Source organism: Nocardia sp. NBC_00403 (assembly GCF_036046055.1).
Lineage (GTDB): Bacteria > Actinomycetota > Actinomycetes > Mycobacteriales > Mycobacteriaceae > Nocardia.
The window spans coordinates 4,288,070-4,313,146 of sequence record NZ_CP107939.1 but is presented as its reverse complement, the minus strand read 5'-3'; the positions used below and the strand labels follow the sequence as shown (position 1 = coordinate 4,313,146).

Annotated in this window: 20 protein-coding genes; 6 read left to right on the top strand and 14 right to left on the bottom strand. The window is 64.7% G+C overall.

Going from position 1 to position 25,077, the window contains the following annotated elements; all coding sequences use genetic code 11:
* Positions 1-22: 22 nt before the first annotated feature.
* From OHQ90_RS19085 to OHQ90_RS19075, 3 genes are all read right to left on the bottom strand, one after another.
* Positions 23-1,123 (bottom strand): terpene synthase family protein, encoded by a 1,101-nt coding sequence (locus tag OHQ90_RS19085; RefSeq protein ID WP_328412342.1) that lies wholly within the window; start codon positions 1,121-1,123, stop codon positions 23-25.
* A 491-nt stretch (positions 1,124-1,614) separates the two neighbouring features.
* Positions 1,615-2,652 carry an acyl-CoA thioesterase gene (locus tag OHQ90_RS19080; RefSeq protein ID WP_328412340.1) on the bottom strand — a complete coding sequence of 346 codons (1,038 nt, stop codon included), beginning with the start codon at positions 2,650-2,652 and terminating at the stop codon, positions 1,615-1,617.
* Positions 2,653-2,798: 146 nt separating this feature from the next.
* Entirely contained in the window at positions 2,799-3,035 is a 237-nt protein-coding gene (locus OHQ90_RS19075; RefSeq protein ID WP_328412338.1) for a hypothetical protein, read from the bottom strand.
* Between the two features lie 18 nt (positions 3,036-3,053).
* Between OHQ90_RS19075 and OHQ90_RS19070 the strand changes: the two genes are divergently transcribed.
* A complete protein-coding gene (locus tag OHQ90_RS19070; protein WP_328412336.1) occupies positions 3,054-3,710 on the top strand; it encodes a hypothetical protein in 657 nt (218 codons plus the stop codon).
* Positions 3,711-3,776: 66 nt separating this feature from the next.
* Here the strand turns inward: OHQ90_RS19070 and OHQ90_RS19065 are convergent, their stop codons facing one another.
* The 6 genes from OHQ90_RS19065 to OHQ90_RS19040 form a co-directional block, all read right to left on the bottom strand.
* The gene (locus OHQ90_RS19065; RefSeq protein WP_328412334.1) at positions 3,777-4,790 is read right to left on the bottom strand and encodes a TIGR03617 family F420-dependent LLM class oxidoreductase; all 1,014 of its coding nucleotides are present in this window, start codon (positions 4,788-4,790) and stop codon (positions 3,777-3,779) included.
* Positions 4,791-5,027: 237 nt separating this feature from the next.
* Positions 5,028-6,197, bottom strand: coding sequence for a cytochrome P450 (locus OHQ90_RS19060; RefSeq protein ID WP_328412941.1), 1,170 nt, complete (start codon positions 6,195-6,197; stop codon positions 5,028-5,030).
* A gap of 63 nt (positions 6,198-6,260) precedes the next feature.
* Positions 6,261-6,677 carry a hypothetical protein gene (locus OHQ90_RS19055; RefSeq protein ID WP_328412939.1) on the bottom strand — a complete coding sequence of 139 codons (417 nt, stop codon included), beginning with the start codon at positions 6,675-6,677 and terminating at the stop codon, positions 6,261-6,263.
* A gap of 193 nt (positions 6,678-6,870) precedes the next feature.
* Complete coding sequence (locus OHQ90_RS19050) at positions 6,871-9,906, bottom strand: alpha-mannosidase (protein ID WP_328412332.1); 3,036 nt, start codon at positions 9,904-9,906, stop codon at positions 6,871-6,873.
* A 98-nt stretch (positions 9,907-10,004) separates the two neighbouring features.
* The gene (locus OHQ90_RS19045) at positions 10,005-11,210 is read right to left on the bottom strand and encodes a hypothetical protein (RefSeq protein WP_328412331.1); all 1,206 of its coding nucleotides are present in this window, start codon (positions 11,208-11,210) and stop codon (positions 10,005-10,007) included.
* Between the two features lie 358 nt (positions 11,211-11,568).
* Positions 11,569-12,207 carry a TetR/AcrR family transcriptional regulator gene (locus OHQ90_RS19040; protein WP_328412330.1) on the bottom strand — a complete coding sequence of 213 codons (639 nt, stop codon included), beginning with the start codon at positions 12,205-12,207 and terminating at the stop codon, positions 11,569-11,571.
* 137 nt (positions 12,208-12,344) lie between these two features.
* On the opposite strand from OHQ90_RS19040, the gene OHQ90_RS19035 reads away from it, so the two are divergent.
* The 5 genes from OHQ90_RS19035 (at position 12,345) to OHQ90_RS19015 (ending at position 18,056) form a co-directional block, all read left to right on the top strand.
* On the top strand, positions 12,345-13,457 hold the full coding sequence (locus tag OHQ90_RS19035) for an amidohydrolase family protein (protein WP_328412329.1): 1,113 nt from the start codon (positions 12,345-12,347) through the stop codon (positions 13,455-13,457).
* Entirely contained in the window at positions 13,454-13,951 is a 498-nt protein-coding gene (locus tag OHQ90_RS19030) for a nuclear transport factor 2 family protein (protein WP_328412328.1), read from the top strand. Before OHQ90_RS19035 ends, OHQ90_RS19030 begins: the two co-directional genes overlap by 4 nt.
* On the top strand, positions 13,948-15,429 hold the full coding sequence (locus OHQ90_RS19025; RefSeq protein ID WP_328412327.1) for an amidase: 1,482 nt from the start codon (positions 13,948-13,950) through the stop codon (positions 15,427-15,429). Before OHQ90_RS19030 ends, OHQ90_RS19025 begins: the two co-directional genes overlap by 4 nt.
* A gap of 185 nt (positions 15,430-15,614) precedes the next feature.
* Entirely contained in the window at positions 15,615-16,952 is a 1,338-nt protein-coding gene (locus OHQ90_RS19020; RefSeq protein WP_328412325.1) for a cytochrome P450, read from the top strand.
* 87 nt (positions 16,953-17,039) lie between these two features.
* Positions 17,040-18,056 carry an AraC family transcriptional regulator ligand-binding domain-containing protein gene (locus OHQ90_RS19015; RefSeq protein ID WP_328412324.1) on the top strand — a complete coding sequence of 339 codons (1,017 nt, stop codon included), beginning with the start codon at positions 17,040-17,042 and terminating at the stop codon, positions 18,054-18,056.
* Positions 18,057-18,066: 10 nt separating this feature from the next.
* Here OHQ90_RS19015 and OHQ90_RS19010 read toward each other — a convergent pair whose 3' ends face one another.
* The 5 genes from OHQ90_RS19010 to OHQ90_RS18990 form a co-directional block, all read right to left on the bottom strand.
* On the bottom strand, positions 18,067-18,753 hold the full coding sequence (locus OHQ90_RS19010; protein WP_328412323.1) for a response regulator transcription factor: 687 nt from the start codon (positions 18,751-18,753) through the stop codon (positions 18,067-18,069).
* Positions 18,754-18,964: 211 nt separating this feature from the next.
* Positions 18,965-20,386 (bottom strand): DUF1254 domain-containing protein, encoded by a 1,422-nt coding sequence (locus OHQ90_RS19005; RefSeq protein ID WP_328412321.1) that lies wholly within the window; start codon positions 20,384-20,386, stop codon positions 18,965-18,967.
* Between the two features lie 626 nt (positions 20,387-21,012).
* Positions 21,013-22,464, bottom strand: coding sequence for a DUF1254 domain-containing protein (locus tag OHQ90_RS19000; RefSeq protein WP_328412319.1), 1,452 nt, complete (start codon positions 22,462-22,464; stop codon positions 21,013-21,015).
* 107 nt (positions 22,465-22,571) lie between these two features.
* On the bottom strand, positions 22,572-23,792 hold the full coding sequence (locus OHQ90_RS18995) for a PucR family transcriptional regulator (protein WP_328412317.1): 1,221 nt from the start codon (positions 23,790-23,792) through the stop codon (positions 22,572-22,574).
* A 393-nt stretch (positions 23,793-24,185) separates the two neighbouring features.
* A complete protein-coding gene (locus tag OHQ90_RS18990) occupies positions 24,186-24,974 on the bottom strand; it encodes an MBL fold metallo-hydrolase (protein WP_328412315.1) in 789 nt (262 codons plus the stop codon).
* Positions 24,975-25,077: the final 103 nt, after the last annotated feature.

Here is a 25,077-nt window from a genome sequence, read left to right as displayed (position 1 = left end):
AAAGTTCCGAGCACGGTAACAATCATGCGAGCCGGTTCTCGGCGAAGACCGATTCGCCCTTGTATCGCATGGTGGCGAGCTGCCATACCCAGGTGGCCTGCACGCACCCGAGCAGATCCCGCACGTGCGCCGAGACCGGCTCGGCGACGGTCGGGTCGGTATCGGCGCACACCCGATCGATCCGGGCGCGGACCAGGCGGAACTCGGTTATCCGGTCGCGCACGATCTGCGCGGCGGCGTGCACGGCGTCGGACAGTCCGACTCCGGGCGTGTTCAACAAACACACCGGGATCAGATTGAAATCGGCGTGGTCCCAGATGCATTCCTTCTCGAAGGAGAACACGTCGTTCATCAGCGCCCCGATCTCCACGGTCAACCGCTGCAACCGCCGCAGGTCGACCTCGAGTCCGGCGGCACGCACCCGCTCCCAGCGCAGATACTCGTCGCGGCCGAATTCGCACAGCGCGATCGCCGGGTACATACCCGACACATGCGCACGCAATTCGATGTAGTCGACGACCGTCAGCAGGTCACCGCGCGCACGGGCGTTTTGATCCCGGATCGCTGGTTGCAGATGATCGACAGTGGAATCCAGAAACCGAGCCAGCCAGTCCGGGTCGGCCTGCCGGTCGGCCAACGCCAGGAATTCGGCGGTCGCCGCCTCCACCGCACTCGGATCCGTTGCGGCGCGCCGTGTCTCGATCAAGTCGCACAGCCGTTCCACCGTCACACGAGCCTGTCGCTGTTCGGCGTCGGTCAGGTGGGCAAACTTCTCCCGGCCGACAGTATCGTTGAGCCAGAACAAGATTGCGTTGTAGATCCCGATGATCGTCATCCGCTCGGCGGTGACGGCGTGCGGATGCAGATAGGGCGTCATGCTGTTGTAGTGTGCGCCCCCAGCCTCCAGCCAGATACCGTGCCGGGTGCAGAACTCTTGCACATCCGCACAGGCGTTCTCTCCGAACGGATTCGGCGCGAAACCCCGACAGAAGTCGACGACGTCACAGTCGGACGTGCTGAACAACGCCCGTAGCGACCAAACCGGCTCGACCCGAAGCAACGTCACATACTCGGTCCGCATCGTGGCGAGCCGCTCCTCGACCACCAGCGTGTACTCGCCCACCACAAACTCCCTCCCCGACCACACTCCGCCACAACTCAATAGCGATATCAACAGCGCGCCGGGCCGAATCGGCCACCGGCCGTGGTTCGGTCCTCGAATGGTAAACGATCGCGATCCAGATAGCTCGGCTGTGCCCGCACCGCTCAGCTACTACGGCGCACCACCACCGCATCCTCGTATTTCGGTCAGCCGCAACAGCCATGATTGCGGCATCAGCGCCCAAGCCTGGGCAAGAGCCGCCAGCCGCCAACGGGCAGCGTTACGAAATGACGGGTGGTGTAGTTGCATCGGCTTCGGACTTCCTCGCCTCGCGTCCTACCGGGTGTTTCGGTCGGGCATCCGTCGCCCTTCTGAGGGTTCCCGCACGGATGTTTCGGCAACAGCTGTCCATCCAGCACAGCGGTCCGGCGTCACCCAGGTGTCGGGCCGTTGGTGATTCGTCTGAAACTCGGGCGGTTCGGTCATCGCTACGCAGTCCGGCCCGACACGAGTCAGCCCGGGATAGGAGCGCGGAAGTGGCTGGGTTCGGCATCGGCCGGCATATCGCTCGCCGAGGTGAACGGCTCAACCTGGGCACGCAGGTCGACGAGGTGCCGGGCATGCGCCTCGAGCGACCGATCCTCTTCGGAAACCGGCGCCCATTGCCGGACCGGCCGCGCTTTTCCGCTGCCGTCGACCGCGACCACCACAGCGAGGCCATGCGCCGCGAGCACGGGTCTATCGGAGTGGGTGTCCGTCGATGTCACGTGCACACTGACGTGCATGCTGCGTGGCCCGGTATGGATCAGCCGAGCGGTGACCTCGACGATGTGGCCGATGACGATCGGCTGATAGAAGCGGATCCCGCCGAAGTAGGACGTAATCACATGCTGCCCGGCCCAATCGGCTCCGCAGACGTAGGCCGCCTCGTCGATCCACCCCATCGTGCGGCCACCGTGCACTTTGCCGCCCCAATTGATATCCGAAGGGGCCGCCAGGAACCGCAGTGTGGCGCTCGGCGCGGTGCCCTCGGCAGTGTAGTGCTGGGCAGCCATGGCCTCCTCGATCCGCTTCCGCACCGAAATCCTGGCCCGCGCCTGCCGATGTCGCTGTAGCTCGAGAATTGTGGTCGGATCCCATTGCGGTACTGCCACGGACTGTCGGTTGTCGTCGATTGCGACGAAGATCGTCAGGCACTGCGCCGTTTGCACCGGCCGCTTCCGGGTCGGATCGGTCGAATAGACGCTGACGAGGATATGCATGCTCGTGCGACCGGTATGGACGAGGTTCGCATGCAACTCGATCAGCTCACCGACCGCGATCGGCCGGTCGAGGTGGATGTTCCCGACGTAGGCGGTCACGCAGTAGCACCCGCTCCACTGGGCCGCCGCCGCGTAGGCGACCTTGTCGATCCATTCGAGCAGCTTGCCGCCGTCGACCGATCCCCCGATTCCGGCGTCGACGGGTTTGACGAGAAAACGGTGGATCGCCTCGGAGCGTCTGCCGGACGCTGCCTGGCTCGGGACGGAATCGAAGGTAGTGGCGCTCACAGCCAGCCGATCTATTCGGGTATGCGGATACACGGTTCCGACTCCGTTGTCATCCGAGGACAATAGGTACCCACGACGCTACGGGCGAGTAGCAGGCCGCCGACCCTGCCGCCGACCATCGCGGCCCCGGCGCTGCCCGACTGTGGTCAGCGCCCGAACAACCGTCGGATGCGCCCGCGGATACCGGACGTGTCCCGCCGTGCCGAAGTGGCGGTTTCGACGGCCGCCTGGGCCGACGTCGCCTGGGCGAATCGCACGTGCAGCTGTTCGCGGACCTGGTCCGGGGTGTAGGCACGGCGCCGGCGTTCGGCACGCACAATCACCACACCGGTGGCGACCACACCGGCCGCACCCGCCAATCCCACTGCCTTCCACCACCTCATACCGCATAGGCTACGGCCATGACGGGTACGGGCATCAGTCTCGACCGAGCGCTCGAGCTCACCAGAACTGGCGACATCTGGCTGTTCCGTGGGCATTCGGCAGCCGACCGGGCGATCCGGATGACGACGAACAGTCCGGTGAACCATGTCGGCATGTCCGTGGTGATCGACGATCTGCCCGCGCTGATCTGGCATGCGGAGCTCGGCCGATCGCTGCCCGACATGTGGTCGGGAGTCGCGCACCGTGGCGTCCAGCTACACAATCTGCGCGATGCAGTGCTGGTGTGGGCGCACCGTTACGGTCAGCAGGCGTGGCTACGCCAGTTGAACCGTCCGGTCACCCGAGAGATGGAAGACAGCCTGCTGCGCACCATCGCCCGACTCGACGGAACCCCGTTCCCATCCACCGCCGGCCTCGCCGGGCGCTGGCTACGCGGCCGGGCGCGCCTCCCGCGCCGCAAGCCGCGCCAGGTAACGGCCCAAAAATTGGAGAACGCGTACTGCGCGGAGATCGTGGCCGCGACATACCAGGCGATGGGACTGCTGCCGCAGCACCGCAGCCCCAATTGGTATGACCCGGGACGATTCTGGAGCGGAGACAGGCTGCAGCTGGGTGGCGGCTACGAGCTGGGTGGCGAAATAGCCGTGGCGGCACCGGCCGGCACGAACTCCTGACCACCGCCGCCGATGCCCGGTGTAATGCATGCCGGCGGGCGGGCCGGCCCGAGCGCCGCGGAACACCTACAACTCCCGCAGCAATTCCGCCAGCAACACCGGGTCGGCTTGGTAGGGCGTACTGAATCCGAGCCGCTCGACAATCCCGTCGTACCGCTCATGCAGTTGCGCCGCGGCTCGGGCGGGGTCGGTGACAGTTAGTGCCACAGCGTCGAGGAATGAGTCGTCGACCAGGTCGGCCATCCGATCCCATTCCCCTTTTTTGGACATGTCCTTCAGGCGGGGGCCCAGCTCCGCGCGGTCATGGAGTTCGAGAATCGGCCAGTACGCTGGTGTCGATCCGTAAAAGGCCAGCTGCTTTCGGATCGCCTGCCTGGCCGCGGCCCGCTCGCTATCGGACCTACCTATCGCGATCATCGCGGAATGATGAATCACGATGTCGTCCAACGATTTCCGTGCGCGCTGTGCTCCTTGTTCCAAAGCGGGAAGAGTTACTTCGCGCAGGAATTTCGGCGTGCAGAACGGATGCGACATGAATCCGTCGGCCACCTCTCCGGCGACCGTCGTCATCTGCGGTCCCACGCCCGCGAGGTAGATGGGCGGTGGACCAAAACCTTCGACCTCAGCAGGAGCCGGCATGAACAGCGGCGGCATCAGCGTGTGCTGATAGAACTCACCGCGATAGTCGAGTCGACCGCCCTGCTGCCAGCTGTCCCAGATGGCCCGCACGGCCAGCACCATGTCACGCATGCGATTGGCCGGCTGACTCCACGGCATCGAGTAGCGGCGGGTGATATGAGCTCGGATCTGGCTGCCGAGGCCGAGCACGAACCGGCCTCGGGAGAACGCCTGCAGATCCCATGCGATGGTGGCCAGCAACAGCGGATTACGGGCAAACGCCACCGCGATCGAGGTGCCCAGTTCGACCCGATCGGTGTGTTCGGCGGCAAGCAATAGCGGCAGGAACGGGTCGTGCGCACCTTCGAACGTCCAAATTCCGGCATATCCTGCTGCCTCCGCTGCGGCGGCGTCCGTGCCCATCGTGCTGAGTCCGCCGGTCAGAGTTGTGTCGATTTTCAAAGTAATACGAATCCCATCGCGATCATTAACCGTTCGCCCACTGCTGCTCGGTGATGTCGTGAAACAACACGACATCACCGTATCGTCTACACCTGTGGAGCAACGCTCGAAAATCCGGGACTGCACTCCCCTCGAGGACCGAGTGATGCGATTGTTTGGAGGCGCAGAGCGAGCGGCCAGCTCTGTGGATCAACCGTGGACCACGATAGATCCAGGCTCGGACAGCGCCGAGGCGAGTCAGCGCTGCGGCAGTGGTGGCGATTTCGGAAAGACAACCGGCAGTGCGGTCAATGCTCGATGGAATGGTCCTGGCCGCCAGGCCAATTCACCCGGCGCCACCGCCAGGCGTAGCTCGGGTAGCGCGTCCAGCAGTTGGTCGATTGCGGCCTGAGCGATCAAGTAGGCCATCGAACTCGCGGGGCAGGCGTGCGCCCCCGCGCCCCATGCAAGATGAGATCTGTTACCCGCATGGTGATTTCCGATGATCTGCCGATCGTTGTTGCACGCGGCCATGCTGATGACCACTGGTTGGTGCGCGGGCAACCACACGCCGTCGATCAGAATCGGCTGCCGCGGAAAACTGACGCAGAAATTCGCCAGCGGCGGGTCATTGAACAACACCTCGTCGAGCGCGTCCCGGGTCGACAGGCTCCCGCCCAGCACTTCACCGGCAAATCGCTCGTCGGTGAGAATCAGCAGCAGCGCGTTGATAATCAAATTCTGTTGCGGCTCAATGCCACCGCCGTACAGCGTGGCCACCTGATGCACCATTTCCGTATCGTCGAGGCCGCACGGGTGCTCCAACAATCGGGTGGTGATGTCGTCGCCGGGTTCGGCCCGCTTCAGCAGGACCAACCTCAGCATCGCGTCGAGCAGCATCGTATTTCCGCGTTCGGCGTCGACGCCATCGAAGATCGCGGCCATCCCCGTCGCGGCCTGCTCCGCGATCTCGGCCGAACAACCCAGCAGCGCGTTCAGCACTGCGAAGGCAAGCGGAAACGCGTACTGCCACACCAGATCCGCCGAACCATCAGTACAGAACGAATTGATCAATGGCAGCGCGATCCGCTCCACGGTGTCGTGCAGCCCGTACTGATCCACCTTGCCGAGCCCCGCAATATTCGCCTGCCGATACCGCGCGTGCTCGAGCCCCGCAGTGCGCAACGCATTCGGCCGCCACTCCAGCATCGGCAACACCGGACAGTCGGCCGGCACATTCTCCTGCCAGGCGCGCGAATCGGCCGGAAAATGGTCGGGATCATTGAGGATTCGGACGGCAGTGTAATACCCGATCACCAACGTGGCAGGCACTCCCGGCGCCAAATCCACCGGCACCAATGCTCCATACCGCTCCCGCATTGCCGCGTAGGCGGAATGCGGATCCGCCGCGAACTCCGGTGCATACATCGAAATCCGCGGCTCATCGGTGCCGATCGGCGAGCTGTATTGAGTGTGGTCGTGCACGGCGCGCTACAGTTGCGCCCTGGCGAAGCCGGCGAGCAGCACGCTGAAGCTGCCGATCTGGCCGATGATCAGGGTGGCCAGGACGAAACGCATCGCGGATGGCGGATTGCGCATTTGATTATCGGTTTCGCGCGTCAATCCGAGCCGAACGTAGTTCGCGATCGTCACCACGAATAGCACGACGATCGTCCCGGCCGCTGCGGAATTCACCGCGGTCGGCCAGCCGGACAGTTCGACGAATGCCGCGATCAACGCGGTTGCGAACGAATACAGCAATGCGGATCGGTGGGCGATGTCGACATACGGATGCGCCAATCCGTCCGGCGAGGTGGTCATCGCCTGCCATTTCCATACGCCGAGTACAAGTGCCCATAGGAAGATGAGTCCGGAAGACAACAGCACCCAGGCCGTGTCCGTGCCTATAACCAATTCCGTTCCCTCATCAATCCATAACGCATCCGGCCTGCCCGCTGCCCAGCGGCAGTCTACCGCCGAACATCAGCGCCCGCACGACAGACAGCAACCAACCAGCCACCACAATGGAATCACTTGCGAGGAAGAGCGGGGACGTACTTCGCGGCAGTCTGGCTCGGCCGCCGCCGAATCGGAGGGCTGTTCACCCTGCGATGGATCCAGCGGAACGAGCGAACCGGAGCGTGACGAGCTGGAAAGGCCGCAGCCGCAAGCGAACTCCAGCGCCCTCCGGGATCGCGGGGGTGTCCCCCGCTAGCGGCCGCTCCAGCAAATCGCAGACCTGGAACCCGGCGATCCCGAAACCGGCGGCCACCAGCGCCGACGCGCGGCCGCCGTGCGCCTCGTAGACGCGGAGCACGACATCGCCGCTACCGTCGTCGGCGAGTTTGACCGCGCTGGTCACCACGGCGTCGTTGTCGATGGTGAACAGCGGCTCGACGGCTTCGGCGACACCCGGCCGCAATGGCGTGAGGTTGACGCGGTAGCCCTCACACACCGCGTCCCCGATAGAGGCGCCAGGGACCAACGAGTGCCGGAAGTAGTGTGCACCGTGGTCGGTCTCCGGATCGGGAAATCGTGGCGCCCGCAACAGCGAAACGCGCAGTGTCGTCGTCGTCCCGCCATCGGCTCGGACCGTGCGTGTGACGTCGTGTCCGTAGGTGGAGTCGTTGACCAGCGCCACACCCCAGCCCGGCTCGGCGAAGTGGACGAACCGATGGTTGCAGGCTTCGAACTTCGCATACTCCCAGCTGGTGTTGGTATGGGTAGGCCGGAACAGATGCCCGAACTGTGTCTCGGAGGCGTAGCGGTCGGCGTGGATGTCCAAGGGGAAAGCCAGTTTGAGGAACTTCTCCGTCTCGTACCATTCGACGCTGGTGTCGATATCGAGGCCTCGTGCGCCCGCGCGCAGCGCCAAGGTCTGCTCGACCTTGGAAGACCCGAACGAGCGGCCCACCCGCACCACCGCGGTGGCCGGCGAATCCGTATCTACCGCAACGAAGTCCGCTTCGGTGAGGTTGGTGACCCGGTTTCGGTAGAAGAGCTCGACATCCCAAGCATCCCATGCGTTCGGGTAGTCCGGGTGCAGCTGCAACAGGTTCGCGGCCGAACCCGGCGGCAGCGTCTCACGCTGCTGCTCGAGGTCGAACACCGACACGACGAGGCCGCGGGCGTCCACTTCGACCCGCAACAGACTGTTGTCGAGGACGAATCCGCCATCCGCGCGCTCGGCCACCGAGCACGGGTTACCCGCCGCCGCCGCAGCAGCCGCCGCACCGGCCGGGACCGATCGCCACGTGTGTGGCGCCGGATTGAAGATATTCGGTCCCACCCGCTCACCGCCGAGCACCCATTGGGCCCGTTCGATGATCGTCGTCAGCTCCTCGGCCACCGCCGCGTACGTCTGCTTCGCCTCCCGGTGTACCCAGGCGATCGACGAGCCCGGCAGGATGTCATGAAACTGGTGCAGCAGCACCGTCTTCCAGATCCGGTCCAGTGCCGTATAGGGGTACTCCCAGTTCTTCCGCACCGCCGCAGTGGCGGCCCACAGCTCGGCTTCCCGCAGCAAGTGCTCGCTGCGCCGGTTACCCTGCTTCGTCTTGGCTTGACTGGTCAGCGTGGCGCGGTGCAACTCCAGGTACAACTCCCCCACCCATACCGGCGGGTTCTGATACTCGGCCTCGGCCTTGGCGAAGAAGTCGGCCGGGGAGTCCCACACCACCTTCGGCGAGCCCTCGAGGTTCTTCATCCTGGCGGCCTTGGCGACCATCTCCCGCGTCGTCCCACCACCGCCGTCGCCCCAGCCGGTCGGTGCCAGTGACATCGACGCGCGGCCCTTGTCCTTGAAATTCCTTGCGGCGTGCGCGATCTCGCGGCCGTGCATCGAGCAGTTGTAGGTGTCGACCGGCGGAAAATGAGTGAAGATCCGGGTTCCGTCGATGCCCTCCCACAGGAAGGTGTGGTGTGGAAACTGGTTGAGCTGGCTCCAGGAGATCTTTTGTGTCAGTAACCATTTGGACCCGGCGGCCTTGATGATCTGTGGCAGCCCGGCAGCGAATCCGAACGTGTCGGGCAGCCATACCTCCTGGTTCTCGATACCGAACTCTTCGAGGAAGAACCGCTTGCCGTGCACGAACTGCCGCGCCATCGCTTCGGAGCCCGGCATATTCGTGTCCGACTCGACCCACATCCCGCCGGTCGGCACGAACCGGCCCTCCGACACGGCCTGCTCAACTTTCTCGTAGACCTCGGGACGGTGCCGCTTGATGAAGTCGTATTGCGCGGCTTGGGACATCGCATAGACGAACTCGGGCTCATCGGCCAGCAACGCGGTCATGTTCGCGGTGGTGCGCGCCACCTTGCGTACCGTCTCGCGCAGCGGCCACAGCCACGCCGAGTCGATGTGCGCGTGCCCGACCGCCGAGATCTTGTGCGCGGACGCCACCGCCGGCTCGGCCAGCACGTCGACCAAGCACGCGCGCGCCGCCGCGGCGGTGACGTTCACGCTCTGCAGATCGACGGCGTCGAGCGCGCGCTCGATCGCCCGCACGATGTCGTAGCGGCGGGCGGGATCCTCGGGCATCTCGTGCATCAGCTCGCCGAGCACCTCCAGATCCTGCACCAGCAGCCAGACCTCTTTGTCGAAGACCGCGAGGTCCAGCCGACCCAGCCGGTACTGCGGCTCGTCACCGGCGGTGGACTTGTCGCCGAGCGTGGTCGGCGAGAAGAAGGGAATGATCGGGTTCGAGGCCGCCTCGACATGCAACACCACGTGCTCGCCGCCGACCGCCGGGGACGCCACACGCACCCACTGGTTACGTGGGTGCAAGCCCTTGACCGGCGATCCATCCGGCCGATACACCAAACCCTCGCACTGGAAACCCGTCATGTTCTGGTCGAAACCGAGATCGATGATCGCTTCGACGGTCCTGCCCGCCCACGCGGCAGGCACCGTCGCCTCGACCGTGAGCCAACTGGTTCCCCACGGTGCGCCCCACCTGGCGCCGGATTCGATAGGCGTCCGGGGTGCGGCGATGCCCTCGGCGACCGGCACCGGCTCATCCGGTGCGACCCAGATGGACGCCTTCAGCGGCACCGACTCCGGGTAGATCGCCGGAGTGATCCGCTCTGCCAAGACCCGCCCGAGGCGATTCTCGACCAATCGACGGTCATCGTGCATAGCGGTGGCTCCCATCGGACCGGGGGCGTGATCGACGAACCGCACCTATTCTCCGACAGTGCGGTGAATTCATGGGTCGCTGGGCCGCAGCTGAATTGCTAGACCACGCGCCCGAGCGCACGCAGGTCGGCATCCAGCTTCCTGAACAACCAGTAAACGGCGACGAACGCGAGCCCGGAGGCCGCGCACAATCCCAGAACCGAATCGCGCACGAGCGGAAGTTCCGTCGGTTCGAGGGCGCTGAATCCCGCCAACACCCCGACCAGCGGCACCGACGCCGTGACCGCGAGATAGACCGTGGTTCTTCGCCGCAGCGCGCGAATAACGGCGAAGTCGTGCGCCGTCGTGCGGCCGTAGCGCAGATGGATGGGATAGACACAGCGGACGATGTAGAACGTGGAAAGGAAGAACGTGTAGGCAACGGAGATGGTGCCCGCCACCAGAACGGTCGTCGCCGCATGGACCAGAAGACGCACCGGAAGGTCGGTATACCGATGAACCAACATCACCCCCGTCACGGTTGCGCAAACCGACGTCAGAAGGGTGTTCAGCGCACACATGTCGCCCCAAAATAGTGTTCGCGACCGCACCCGCGCGAGCATTGCCTCGTCGTAGCGTCTGCCTGCGCGCAAGCCGCGAGGAACCGCGAGCAAATCACGCGACATGTATGCGTAGATGAGGACGGCCAGCGGCAAAGCACAGAGGATGAAAACGATGACGCCCCTGTCGAGCTGCGCGTTGGTGACATCGGACAGGCGCTCTCTGATCAGTTGCTGAACGTGCACAGCCATGTAGACCGTAGCGAGCCCGACGCCGACCAGCGAAGATAACCACAGGACGGGGGTGGGCCATCGCGAAAGTCGTGCCCGCCAACTGTTCGGCGGCGGATAGACAAGGTCGCGGGCCCGCTCCTCTAGGCACAAGTCGAGCTGTTGGGCCAATTCCGAACCGCACGAGTAGCGGTCTTCACGGTCGGGCGACAGACACTTCAGCAGCACTCGGCGCAGCGCCACGGGGCAATCCGGCGGAAGCGCCGACAGGAACTTCGACGCAACGGGTCTGCGCCGCAGTTCGAGCATGCGGGCCAGCGATGTCTCCGACTCACCGGCCGAGGTTTCGTCCGCGAACGGGCGCCGTCCGGTGAGCAACTCCCACAGCATGACAGCCAGCGCGAAGATGTCGCTTCGAGCTGGAAGCCGACCATCTTGCAGCTCTACAAATTCCGCACGGTATTCGCTCAGTCGTTTGGGAAAGCGATAACGAAGCCAGCGGTATTCGAGGTCGATCTTGATCAGTTCGATCAAGATCGTACGTCGGTCAGCCGGTTCACGGGGTAGGTACACCGACAGATCGGGCGGGGACCCGGACGCCCACGCCTCTGAAAACGCTGCCACGACAGTGGCAAGCGCTGTGCGGGTTCGTTCCGCTGAATCGACCAGATCGATCGGCTCGTGCATCGGTAGCTCGGAGATCAGCCCGAGGCGTTCACATGGCGGCTACGGTCGATGCGGCCTTGTTTCGCAGTGGCCCCACATTATTTCCTTTCCGCAGAACTTCCCTGCTCAAGGGTATCCAATTTCATGCCCTCCGGCGGACCGGATGCCTCGAGACGGCTTACCCTCCATCAAGGACCGCAGCGCGAATCCGAACCATAGTGCAAGGTCATGACGTTGCGTGGTTTTCGACAAGTTGAGCGCACAAGGTCGTGCCTGCCCATCGTTGCCATCGATCCGCCGACCAGCCTCGATCACGGACGAACAGCAGGTAGAGCTCAGGGCTGAGCACCGCGAACAGGATGTCGGCGGCGTGGTCGGCCGTCATGGTGGAGACCGCCCCCGGCTTGTCGAGTAGCGCCCGAGCGGACGCTTCCTGCACCGTGTAGCGCTGATCGAGGCCTTGCCGTCGTAACGCATCGAGTTCGGGCTCGATCGACGCGGCGGCGTGCAGTACGTCGGTGATCAGGGCGACACGGCCGAGTATCGCCGTGGCACCCTCCACGTGCGCCAGCAAGTGCTCCTGGGCGGTTTTCGCATCGATCGCGCGGGTGAACCATGGGCGATCCATCGTCGCCAACGACTCCTCATCACCCGCGACTGTGACGTCGACCAACTCTTTGAGCAGATTGCGCTTGTTACGGAACGTGAAGTAGATCGTTTGCACCGCGACACCCGCGTGATCGGCGATGTCTTGCAGCGAGGTATTGCCATAACCCCTTTCGACGAACAGTTCACCGGCGGCGGTGCGTATCCGCCGCTGGGTTTCCCGCGACTTCGCCGCCTGCTTGCCCTTGACCTGACTCATAGCCTTACTCTAGCTTTAGAGTTGCACTCTAGTGTTGAACTCTAGTGTCAGACTCCAGATAAGGACTCAGGAGTGGCATTCAGCTGGGGCATCCATCGCCAAAGACAAGCGCTAGCACTACCGAACGGACAGATCGCATGACCAACGACCATGACTACGTGATCGCCGCCGACCTCGTCTTCGACGGGCGACAGGTCCTCGCGCGGCACGCCGTGGCGATCGAGGGCGACCGCATCACCGCCGTCGCCCCAGCCGATCAGCTCATCGGCCGGGGCCGGACCATCGACATTGCGGGCACTCTGCTCCCAGGCTTCATCGACCTGCATGCCCATGTGCTGCTCGACAGGACTCCACCCGACACCGTCCTGCGGCACGGCATCACCACGGTCCGGGATACCGGCGGCCCACTCGTGCGGCCATCCGGCGGTGACGGTCGGCTGCGAGTGCTCGCCGCCGGGCCGATCCTCACCGCACCCGGCGGCTACCCGATCCCGGTGTTCGGCAAGGACGTAGCGCTCGAAGTACCCGACATCGCAACCGCACGGGCCGCGGTCGGTCAGCTCGTCGACGGCGGTGCCGCCTTGATCAAAATCGGGCTGGAACCGGGCGGGTCCGCAGGAGCGCCATGGACCGCGCACGAGACGACGACCCCACCTCCGTGGCCGCTGCTCTCCCGGGAAGTGGTCGCCGCGATAGTCGCCGAAGCTCACGCCAACGGCCTGATCGTGTCGGCCCATCTCAGTGGACCCGTCGGTGCCGAACTCGCGCTCGATGCCGGAGTCGACGAGTGGGCGCATGTGCCGTGCGACCTTCTTCCGGATGCCCTGATCGCCCGCGCGGCAGCCGCCGACGTACGCGTTCTCGGCACCCTGGATACCCAGTCCCGAACCACGGGGGTCTTCCAGAACGCCGTTCGTCTCGTCGAGGCAGGAGTCCGGCTGCTCTACGGCACCGACTTGGCCCATCCCGACGTGCCTTGGGGCATAGACGCTTTCGAGCTGCAGCTGATGCTGCACACCGCACGCGGAGCCCTGACACCCGCAGATGTGCTGTCGGCGGCCACCGCGCGAGCAGGCGAACATCTCGGGCTCGCACCGCTCGGTCAACTCGTCGCAGGCGCGCCTGCCGATCTCATCGCGGTCAACGGCAACGCACTCGAGCGGTTCAAATTGCTCGAGTACCCTGACCTCGTCGTCTCGGGCGGCGTTATCGTCGTCGAGCCGACCGGTTCGACAGAGGCCGCAGTATGAAGCACCAACCTTCGTGGAATCTATTGCTCGCCTCGGCAATCGGCGCACAGGCCGCATCACACGCATACGCTTTCACGTTGCGCACCGTCCTCGCCCACAACGTCGGTCGGCTGATGGCCGGTAACCCCGAGCCACTGCTGCGCGCCTTCGCCGACCACGCCACCCTCGTGCTCGACGGCACCCACTCGTGGTCGGGGCAGCACCGCGGAAAGCCCGCGATCCGCGCCTTTTTCGAACGCTTCCTCGCCGAGCGGATCCGCGGCGAACTACACGAGGTCCTCGTTGCCGGACCACCGTGGCGGACGCTGATGACCGCGCGGTTCACCGATGAGGCCATCGACGCCGACGGCCGCATTGTCTACCAGAACCACGCAATAATCCTGGCGCACGTCCGTTGGGGAAGAATCGTCTATCAGCGCATATTCGAGGACACCCAGCGTGTCGCACGATTCGACGAATACCTGGCATCTTCGAATTCAGTTGGGGAACAGTGAAATACACCGAATATCGGTCCTTCGACGCGACGGGGCTAGCGGAGCTGGTCGCCCGCCGTGAGGTTTCGCCTACCGAGCTTCTCGACGTAGCAATCGAACGCGCCGAACAGGTCAACGGGCGGATCAACGCGATCGTGCGACCGATGTACGACATCGCGCGCACCCGCAGCCGCGGGGAACTCAGCGGACCGCTGGCGGGGGTGCCGTTCCTCATCAAGGACCTGATGCAGGACTATGCCGGTCTGCCCACCGGGGGTGGCTCGCGGGCACTGCGCAATCAGGTCGCCCCTGGCCACAGCGCGGTTGTCGAGCGCTGGCTCGATGCTGGACTGGTGATCTTCGGCAAGACCAACACTCCGGAATTCGGGGCCAAGGGGATCACCGAACCCGAGGTGAACGGACCGACCCGCAACCCGTGGCACCTCGACCACACGCCGGGCGGATCGTCGGGCGGCTCCGCGGCAGCGGTCGCGGCCGGGATCGTGCCGGTCGCCGGGGCGAACGACGGCGGTGGCTCGATCCGGATCCCGGCGGCCTGCTGCGGACTTTTCGGCCTGAAACCGGGCCGCGGCCTGGTGCCCTGCGGCCCACGCCACGCCGAATACCTCCACGGCGCGGCGACCGACGGCGTGGTCTCCCGCACTGTCCGTGACACCGCGCTCATGCTCGACATACTGACTACCCGGCCCGATCCGGGCGGCCCCTACCTCTCCGCACGCCCGAACGAGTCCTATCGCGAGCTGGCGCGGCGGACGCCGACCCGACTACGCGTCGGTTACACGACACGCTCGCCGATCGACACACCTGTGCACGCGGAGTCCGTCGCAGCCGTCGACCACACCGTCGCATTACTGACCCGACTCGGCCACGACGTCGAACCGGTCGAATTCGAACTCGACGGTCAGCGGATGGCCGCCGACTTCCTCACCATGTGGTACACCGAAATCGCCTCGACCACAGCCGAAGCCGAACGCATAGCCGGCGCACACGCCACCGAATTCGAACTCGACACCCGCCTACTCGCCGCCGCTGGTCGCGCGCTGAAAGCGCCCGACTACGCAGCCGCCCACCACAGGTGGAACGACTACACGCGAACCTTGGCCGCGTTCCACGAGAACTACGACCTACTCCTCACCCCAACCCTCGGACATCCGCCCATCCGCATCGGCCAACTCGACACGCCCGCCCTGCTGCGGTTTCTCGGCACGGCATTCCTCCGGCTCGGTCTCGCCGGTCCGCTCACCAAATCCACCCCGTGGAAACAGACCGTCCTGGCCAATCTCGCCTCGGTCCCATTCACCCAGCTGGCGAACATCACCGGCCGCCCGGCCATGTCCGTCCCCCTCTATCGCCTCCCCCACGGGCTTCCGCTGGGTGTGCAGTTCATCGGCGGACTGGGCAGCGAGCCCACCCTCCTCGCCCTGGCCACCCAACTCGAATCCGAATCGCCTTGGGCACACCACGAACCGGCACTCTGACGATAGGCGCCCTGCCGTCAGCCGATGGCGATCGGCGGTGTGCACGAGTCCGGCGGCAGTACTAATGGACTGTTAAGGAACCCGTCAGCTGCTGCGCCAGGTGTCATGAGCGACTGAGAATCAGCTGGCCGGCTTTGGATTCACCGAGGCCGTCGTCCGAATCCGAACCTCCTCGGGAGACTTCCATGACTGCCCCCACGATTGCTGCCGCACCAGGTGGACTCCCCGTTCTGGGACACGCGCTCCGGCTGCTCAACGAGCCATTGGAATTCTTCGAATCGTTGCGCGAACACGGTGACATCGTCCGAATCAAGCTCGGACCGCAGAGCGCGTATGTGCTCAATTCCGCGGAGTTGGTTCGTGGGGTATTGGTCGCAAAGCACCGTCAGTTCAACAAGGGTGCGGCGATCGAGGGGGGCCGAGATCTGTTGGGCTACGGCCTGATCAGCTCCGAGGGCGATATGCACCGACGGCAGCGGCTGATGATGCAACCCGCGTTCCATCGGGAGCGGATCGCGGAGTACTCGGAGATCATGCGTGAGCAGATCGTCGAACGGACCGGCGCCTGGCGTACCGGTCAGACCGTCGACGTCCGCGCGGAGATGAGCGCGCTGACACTCGCGGTAACGGCCAAAACGCTGATCTCCTCCGATGTGGGAAACGATCTGGTCGAGGAAATGCAGCACAGCATGCCGCGCTTGTTCGAGCTGCTGTACCAGCGGCTGGTGACGCCGCTGCCCGCATTGAACAAGCTACCGTTGCCGCGCAATCGTGAATATTCGGCGATCCTCACGCGATTGCACCCGATGATCGACAAAGTGATCGCCGACTATCGCAGCGTCGACACCCCGCGCAACGACCTGCTCGGCATGCTGATGCAGGCGCAGGACGAGTCCGGAAACATGCTGTCGGATCAGGAGATTCACGATCAGGTCGCCTCGATCCTGGTTGCCGGCACCGAAACCACCGCCGCAACACTCGCATTCGTCTTCCACTTGTTGACCGAGCATCCGGATATCGAGGCACGGCTACATGCGGAGGTGGACGAGGTGCTCGGTGGCAGGCCCGCGGAGTATGCGGACGCGAGCCGGCTCACCTACACCGCGCAAGTGATCAGCGAAGCGCTGCGGTATTACCCGCCCGCCTGGATCTTGACTCGGGTTGCCATCGAGGATGTGGATCTGGATGGTCATCTGATCCCGAAGGGTGCTTCGGTGATGTTCAGTCCCTATATCGTGCTGCGCGATCCACGACTGTTCCAGGATCCCGACAAGTTCGATCCGGACCGATGGGGACGAGAGCGGGTCGCCGAGATCCAGAGGGAGGCGATGGTGCATTTCGGTGCCGGGCCGCGCAAGTGCATCGGCGACGTATTCGCGGTCGTGGAGGCAACGCTCGCGCTTGCGACGATGGCCACCGGATGGCGGCTGGTGGCGGCGCCAGGAGCAGTGCTGGATATGGTCGCGGCGACCACCTTGACGCCACGCAATCTGTTCCTGACCCTCGAGAAACGGAGATCCTGACCATGCCGTCGTCCCGGCGGTCGGTCACCTCTGACTCGAGCCCTGATGCCGAGGCGACGTCGCGGGTGACCGTCCGCAAGGCGGGAAATGTTGAACTACAGCCTCGACCGCCGCATGATCTGTGCTGTGGACGCGGTGGATCATATTTTTCTTCCCAAGTACGTCCTCGACACCACCGGCCTGGCTGAATCAGTTCGGCAGCGGCTGGCCGATGAGGTCGATGTGCCCGGCTGGATGTTGTCGAGCACGAGCGCGATCTTGCCCAGCGATCGTTACCTACGGTTGTGGGAGTTGGCCGAGCACGAGCTGGACGATCCGGATGTCGCACTGCGGGCCGCGCTCGCGTACGTACCCGGGCAGTTGGGACTGATCGACTATCTCTTCACCACGGCGCCGACGCTTGGCGAGGGACTCGCGTTGACAGGGATGTACATCGGCACTTCTACGACCAACCACCACTTCACCATCGTCGGAGAGTCCGAAGATCAGATGAGCGTCGACCTGAGTCTGCTCCAAGGGGAAGGCCGCGGGCGAGATCTGGCCGTCCAGGTCGCCTTGGCGGGCACGGTGACAAAGATACGTCGTGTCACCGGCCAGCAGGTGAACCCGGTGCGCGTCCGATTTCGGCAAAGTGCGCCACCTCGGCACGATCAATTCATCGAGCTGTTCGGCACAGCCCGCATCGATTTCGGCGCACCGACCAACCAACTCACCTTTCGGACCGCCGACCTCGCCTTGCCGATGCTGACCGCCGATCCAGTGCTGGCCGCCATCCTCCACCGCAGTGCGGACGCCATGGCACAACCTCGGATCACCATGTGGTCCGAGCGGCTGCAGCAGGTGCTGGCAGTCATGATGGACGACGGCACGGTCACGATCGATCCAGTCGCGCGCCGCATGGCCATGAGCAGGCGCAGTCTGCAACGTAGGCTCGCTGAGGAAGGAACCACCTGGCGACAGGAAATCGACCGCGCCCGACGCAGGCGGCTGGAAGATCGGTCCCGATCCTCGCCCACAACGAACAGGACCGAAATAGCCCACCTACTCGGCTATTCGGACGCACGCTCACTCGGTCGCGCGTACCGACGCTGGTCCCAACCCTGACCGTCGTGACCTAGGACGCCGCGTCGACTCGAGCCGGGTCGCCCCACCGGTATCCATGGCCGCGAATAGTGCTGATCAGCCCCGGCCGATCCAGCTTGGCACGCAGCCAGGTGATGTGCACATCGAGCGACCGCGATACCGAGACAAACGCGTCCCCCCACACCCGATCCATCAGCTGCTGCCGACTCACCGCCATCCCCGGCCGCTCCACCAGGATCCGCACAAGCTCGAACTCCTTGCGAGTCAGCGGTATCGGCTCGCCCGCCACCTCGACACGCCGCGCCCCCACATCCACCCGCACATCCCCGGTGACAATCACGCCGTTCGAAGCCGGACCGATGTCGGTGACGATGTGCCGAGCGGCCTTCTCCAACCTCGCAATCAATTCGCCCACCCGGGGCGGCCGCACCATGCAGTCGTCGGCGCCACCGCGCAGGGCACGCACGACCGAACGCTCGTCGCCGTGGCCGACCAAGATCACCACAGGTATCGAACTGATCGCTCGAAGCTGCCGCAACACCTGCAGCCCAGGGATATCGGGCAAGGCGAGATCGAGGATTATCGCGTCATACCGGTGATGGGAGGTCAGTACATCCAGACCCCACCGAGTGCGATCGGTAGTGAAACCTCGCGCCATCAGCGCCTTGATGAGTGTGTCTCCGATGTGGTCGTCATCCTCGACCAGCAGTAGCCGCATCACCCGTTCCCCTGCGCTTTTCGGTCGTTGTCCCGATGACAACGCCGCCGAGAAGGTAAGCGTGCGTCGCGTCCGGCCCATTGGACAGGACAGAACGTGCCGATTCGATGCCAATCGATGCCATATTCACGGCTCGGCCGAAACCAGAGCGAATCACCAGGCGGCCAACTCCTCGGCAACGCTCCGACGAAGAACTGCCGACCACGGCGAGTTAATGGGTTTGAGTGAGGGCGGGGGGTTTCCAGCTGCCGTTGACGGCGGCTTCGCCGGGAGAGTAGAGGCGCAAGACGACGTGGAAGGGTCCGGTGGCGGGGATGGGGAGCCAGTTGCCGGTGGGGACCTCTGCGCCGGGTTTGGCGTTCTGGAGGGTGATATCGACCGATCCGTCGGGGTTGGGCGTGGTGGGGATTTGGTGGCCGATGGAGTAGATGTTGTCGGGGTTGGGGACCAGGAAGCGGTCGGCGGTGTAGGCGGTCAGTGACCAGAAGGCGTCGGCGGGTGGGAGTTGGCCGGGAGCGAAGTGGAAGCGCAAAGTACGTGGGGTGCCGTTGGTGTCGGCAGGGATATTGCTCATCACCGGGTAGATGGTGTCGGTGGCGCGGTTCGCGCCGAGGCCGATGTGCGCGACATAGGCGCGCAACGGGTAGTCGGTGTCGTAGGTGCCCACGTTGGTGGCGTAGTCCCAGCCGTTGACGACCTTCGCGTCAGGGTTCTTGTAGGAGCTGATCTGCTGCTGGGCGTCGTGCACCGCGCCATTCAGTGCGGCGGTGTCGATACCGCTGATGGTGCCGCCGGGGGTGATGCCGATGGTGGCGAAGCGTTTCATCGCGTCGGCGGCGGCCGGTGGGTTGGTCGCCATGAGCGCGTTGAGCTTGGCGAAGAAGGTCGGCCCGTCCATACTGTCGATCTGTTCGGCCGGCTTCGCGGTCGGGTCCTGAGGTGCCGAACTCGGGGTCGGGGTGTCGGGGTTGGTGTTCCAGACACTCAACGGCATGAGTTTGATCTGGTTTTGCAGCGCGACCACAGTGTCGTGGTCGGCGGGATTGTTGATGGCTATGCGGACGATCGCCCACGTCATGGGGGTGGACATCTCCAGGCGGGTGGTGTTGGCGGGCAACTCGCCTGACCAGCCCGGGCCGGTCAGGATGTAGGTGAACGGACCCGCCGGTGCTCCGTCGGCCAACTGCGGGCGCACGCTGCTGGGGTCGTGGACGGTGTTGGTCCAGGCGTCGAGTATTTGCAGGAGCCAGTATCGGTCGGGCATGGCTGGCATCTGGATCACCATCGGTTCGGCGGTCAGGTCTAGCCACGCCTGGCAGTAGAGGGTGTCGACATTGGGGCTGACGACCGTCTTGTCGTCGGGGGTGGCAGTGGTGCTGTAGCGCATCAGGGTGTTGGTGGGTGCGGCGGTGGCGCGGGTGGCGTTCATGAGCACCAGCGGGTACCCGAAGACGTAGGCGTCGGTGGCGACCGACTTTGGATCGGTCCCGCCGCTGCTGGAGGTGGACGAGGAAGCGGACGACGAATCGTTCGAGGAGCCGCAGGCGGCCAGACCGACCATCGCGGTGAAACCGGCTGCCACACCGAACAATCCACGACGCGGCAGTGAGCTACCGGAGAAACCGACAGGCATCAGGTGTTGCTCCAATCTGTGTGAGGTACCGCGAGGAAGTGACAGGCTGAAATATCGGCCCCGATTCGGCGGCCCGATACGACCCTCGGCGGTTGCAGACAGCCAGGAGCGCTTATGGGGTGGCTGTGAAACTGCGAGCGCGAGCGTGTCAGCGCCGCTGACCAAGGGTGGAGCACGTTGCGAAACGCCACCAGCGAACAGTAACTGAATATTCGCTGCCGTCTTATTGTCTTCGTTAGATGTTGTCGAAGGAGCAAGGTTGGCCGCAATGCGGCCCATCGAACGCAGATATCCGCCCTTCGGCATTTTCGTGCGACGCAAGTGGTTGGCGATGACGCGGACAATGGTCGCGCGGACCTCGTGATCGTTCTGCCTGTACTCGAAATGCTGTTGGTTCTCCGGGCCGGATGGTTCTGTGGCGGGGTACTTGAGGATGTCTTTGATTTGGTGTGCGGTGGAACCAGCCGACCTGGGCCGACCTCGCCGACCGAGCTGCTGTCGAACGCGAGATTGCCGAGATCCAGCGCGAGGCGACGCTGCGGATCACCGCCGCCGACCAAGCCCGCGGCGACACGGAGAAGGTTGATAGCGGCGCGGCGGGACTACAACCGTCTCGGGTTCGCGATTCAGCTGATCGCGGTGATTGCGGGTGGATTCCAGGTGCCGTCGACGATGGCGGTGTCGGGCCAGTAGAGCCGGAGTGCCAGGTTGAATGTGCCCGACGAGGGTGTAGGCAGCCAGTTGGCGTCGCGGTCGGCTCCCGGTGCCTGGCGTTGGAGGTAGATGTCGATGGAGCCGTCGGGGTTGGTGTGCAGTGTGCCGCCGCGCAGGGAGTACCGGTTGAGTGGATTGTCGACGAAGAAGCCCTTGTCGTTGTAGAGGGTCAGCGACCAGAACGCGCGAACGTCAGGGATGGCGTTCTTGTCGAAGTGCAGGATGTAGCGGCGGTCGGAGGTCAGCGGATCGCCGTTGCTGTCGACGCTGGTGATCGGATAGACGGCGTCTTGTGGGAGATTCGCCCCGATGCCGATGCAGGCGACGACGGCCCGGTCGAGCCAGGCGGTCCCGTAGTCGCCGACGTGAGAACGCTGCGTGCGCCATCCGTTGACCGGCTGGGTGGTCGGATTCCCCTCGATCTGCGGCAGCGCTTTGGTCCAGGCGTCACTCCATCGGGCGCGGTCGGAGTCGGACAGTCGGCTCAGGTCGAGCTTGTGCTCCGGCGACCATCCGACTTTCGCGAGGCCGGCCAGCAGGTCCTTGTCCTCGGGGCGGGGCTGATCGTGAGAAAGGCTGTCGTAGTACAGATCCCAGTACTGCTGTGGCGTGAGGTTGCGGATATAGGTGGGGACACGCTGGCCGCTCGGCCAGTCCGGATGGATGTCGGTGTTCACCGGCTGCGTGTAGTCCTTGCCGTACTCACTCAGCGGTACCGCAGTGAGCTGGTGTTGGATCGCCAGGACGTTTTGCATGTCGTCCTTGCCGTTGACTTGGATGCGGCCGATCATCCAGCCGGAGTCGGTCGGCATCGAGTACTGGCGGACTCCGGCGGGCAGTGTGCCGTGCCAGCTCGGTCCGGTGATCGCGAATTGGTAGCCGTGTTGTTCACCGAGGGTGCGGGTGCCCGGTGAGGCGTCGACGTTGGTCCAAGCGTCCAGCAGCGGGAACAGGTGGTAGCGCCCGCCCATGTCAGGCACGTTGACGACCATCGGTTGCGTCGAGACGTCGAAGAACATCATCGAATACACCGTGTCGTCATTGGGCCGCGGAATGCTGGTGTATGACGCATCTGGCAGCCCGGTGATGTTGGCCAGCTGATTCATCGGCGCGGCGCCCATGCCGTTCGGGCGCGGCAGATTGGTCATCTCCCGCCGCGTGACTTCGTTGGCAACCAGGGGGTAGGTGTAGATGTAGGCCTGCACCGCGGCATCGTCGAGTGCCGTGGCGTCGTCGCCGGGTGACGACGTGTTGCTCGCGCACGCGGCCACCGTCACCAGCATCGTTGATGCGATCAGGAGGGTTGCGATCCTCCCGAGCCTCCCCATTCCGCGACGACCGAATCCCGATCGTTGTTCGTCCACGGCGCCTCCTCGAAGAATTCGTCTACCCCATGGAGGGTACCCAGCCTCAGCTGGGCATTGAGCACCTCTTATGCCAGCAATTGGTTCATATTGCACCTCTTGCGAGCTCAGCTGCCGATCCCGCGCCAACCCAAGATGTCCAGAGCAACCGCGACCTCGACGCAGTTCTCCCGCAGCGGGCGCGGCAGCAACTGGTCGGCGCGGGCCAGCCGCCGAAGAACGGTGTTGCGATGGGTGGACAAGCGGACCGCCGCGCGGACCGCGTTGCACTCCTCCCGCACGAAGGTCAGCACGGCGATCCGAATGTCCTCCTCGGCGTCGGCCAACTCGCCAAGGGTGCGACGCACGAAGCGATCGGCACGTTCCACATCCTCTGTTGCCAGCGCTACCAGCGCGACCTCGCTGTATGCCGCGAGCCGCCGGCTCGAATCGAGACGAGCCAGCATGCGCTGGGTCGTCAACGCCTCGAAATGACTGCGTCGGAATCCCCGCAAGCCCCGATCGGTCGAACCCAGCGCAACTCGGACATCCGGCACATCGCGCAACGCGACAGACCCGTCGACATACTCGACGGGTCCGGGGATCCACACCCAGCGGGTGGCTGTGCTGGCTACCACGCTGAGCCACCGCGGCGCACCAGCGGCCCGAGCCAGCTCCGCGGTGACCGACTCGAGCTGACTCGGATCGCAGTCCGGAGCGTGGCTCCAGACCACCGCCGCGGTGTGCGGGCCGTCCAGGCCGTAGCCGAGCCGGGCCTCGGCGCGTGAGCGAGCAATCGGCGCGCCGTCGAGCACCAAGGCAACGGTCTCGCGGCGCTCGGCGTGGCTGCCCTGTGTCAACTCGGCGCGTTCCGCCTGAATGCGCTGCGCCACCGCGGCGATCGTGGCGTCCTGGAACGCGGCGATCGACCGTGCGGACACATCGAGTAGTTCGCGCAGCTCGTCCGGATTCGATGTGAGGTCGAAGGCGATCGACATCCATCGTCGCCACGACGCCTGCTGACCGGCCCGATACCCGTCGATCAGCGACTCGCCGAGCCCGCGCCGAACCAGATCGCGTGCGATGCCCATCGGCTCCTCGCCGAGGTTCGCGGCAACCGGAACCCCCGGGTCGTGCGCGTTGGATGCGGCCCAGTACAGAATGTTGGCCCGATTGGTGCGCCGCACCCCGTCCCGCAAGACAGGATCGTCGGCAACCGCCCCAACACTGGGCGCCTGCAGCACGGCCTGAAAAATCTCATCGAACCACTCCTCCGGAGCGCTCAACAGGATCTGCGCGCCACGGCGCAACAACTCTCGAACGCGGTCGGACGGACGCTCCCACTCCACCCGCCCACTCTAAGTCGAACGTTATGCAGACAGCACCGACAAGGCGGCACATTGCAGCAATCTGCATCTAGTGATGGCCGCGGATCAGCTCAACCACTTCCAATGTGTCATCCGGTCAGGCCACCAGGGCCCGTCACCAGGAAAGGCTCGCGCCCTCTCAGGAACCAGGACTGTCACTGAGTCTTGCTAATAAGGTAGGCCTGACGAACAGACAAATCCCTCAGATTGTCGTACGGGTGCTGCGCCGGTCGGCGATCCGCGGGTAGCCGGGCGCCCGCGGCGGCACCTTCGAATATCGTGAGGAAGGGCTTGCGTCGGCAGGACCGCATCCAGCGTGTCGATCAGCGCACTGTGCTCTATGTGGGTATCGGCGTGCCGTGGCTCGGCCGACCGCTACGCATGCGCGCGGGCGCGCTTGTACAGGGTCGAGTCGTGAGAGCAGACGATGAACAAGTCGGGGTCTGCGCGTCGGTAGAGCTCTTGAAGGCGGGCGTGGTTGTCTCGCACCATTTTTCGATCGAACGCGATGAGGGTTTCCATAGCCGTAAGGCCGCGAGGAACAGTGGAGTGGGGGTCGAGGGTGCCGTGGTGGAAGAACGAGTCGCCGCCGTGCAGCACCCACCGGTGGCCGGCATCGACGGCTACGCAGGCATGGCCACGGGTGTGGCCGGGCAGCGAGATCAGCACTATTCCGGGGGAGATCTCGTCAAGTTCCTTAGCCGCGGCGAAGCCTCGCCACTTCTCGCCTTGCGGGTCGTGTTCCACGATGTTGGGCTTGTGCGCCCACTGGGTGCACCGGTAGCGGGTCTTCTCGAACCGCGACGGTGAGATTATCGCGCCGAGCGCCTCGGCGGCAGTGACGTGGACTTGGGCATGTGGGAAGTCGGACAGGCCGCCGATGTGGTCCAGGTCGAGGTGTGTGACCACGATGTGGCGAACATCGTCGCGGCGGAAGCCGAGTTGTTCGATTTGGTGGGCGGCGGTTTCCTCGGGGCTGAGGATGGGTTTGAGGAAGTGGCGTAGGGGTCCGACCCTCCCGGCTGGGTCCGCGCAGTCGTGCGCACCGAAGCCGGTGTCGACCAGCACCAGACCGTTGCCGGTTTCCACGAGCAGCACGTGGCAGACCACCGGCGCGATGGTGGGCGGATTCATGGTTCCGCAGTTGAGGTGATGAACTTTCATCGGAATGTCCTTGGTGTAGACCCGCCCGAGTCGGCGACACGAGTCGTGACACTGCCGCCAACGTCGATGAACAGGTGCTCGACGACCTCGAGCGCTGGCACTG